Below are 771 nucleotides of genomic sequence, written 5' to 3'. Positions count from 1 at the left end.
TCGCCTGCCAGATCCACATCAGAAAACAGTGCCACATCGCCCGTGCGGCCATTTTCATTCAAGGAAAGACCACCACCGCCTTCAGCCTCACCCAGAAAAATAAGGGGAGCATCATTGGTGCCGGTGACGACAATATCCACCGATTGGGTATCCACCCCGCCCTTGCCATCATCCACTTGATAGCTGAAGCTGACGGTGCGGCTATCGCCCACCCCTAAATCCTGGAAATCAGCACCGGGATCAAAGCTGAAACTGCCATCCGCATTCACGACCACCGAGCCTTCATCCGGCCCATCGAGCAGGCTGAAACTCAGTGTATCGCTTTCAAAACTGGCGGCATCAAGCTGCCCGGTGATTGGCGGGCCATCTTCCTCAGCCACAAAAGTACCGGGGATCGCCACCGGCCCGTCAGATGTGCCGGTGACGGTAATGGTGACGGTGGATATATCCACCCCGCCATTGCCATCATCCACCTGATAGGTGAACTGCACATCGCGGGTTTCCCCCTCGGCCAAATCCTGGAAGCCATTGCCCGGATCAAAGCGATAGCTGCCATCGGTATTGACGGTCGCTACCCCTTCGGCAGGCCCATTGATAAGGCTGAAGGTCAGTTGATCATTGGTATCCAAATCGCTCGCCACCAATTGGCCGCTGACCGCCGCGCCATCTTCAATGGCGCTGTTGCTGGCGGGGCTGGCCAACGGCGCATCATTGGTGCCGGTGACAGTAATGGTGACCGTGGCGCTATCCACCCCGCCATTGCCATCATCC

1 protein-coding gene is annotated in these 771 nt (G+C 57.6%); it reads right to left on the bottom strand.

Annotated elements, in window-relative coordinates:
• Nucleotides 1–771 (bottom strand): Ig-like domain-containing protein (locus AQ1_RS12280; RefSeq protein WP_042087765.1); only part of this gene is annotated, 771 nt, incomplete at both ends.

Origin of the sequence: Iodidimonas nitroreducens (genome assembly GCA_000710935.1) — a bacterium.
Lineage (GTDB): Bacteria > Pseudomonadota > Alphaproteobacteria > Sphingomonadales > Rhodothalassiaceae > Iodidimonas > Iodidimonas nitroreducens.
This window is presented reverse-complemented; position numbering and strand designations above follow the sequence as displayed.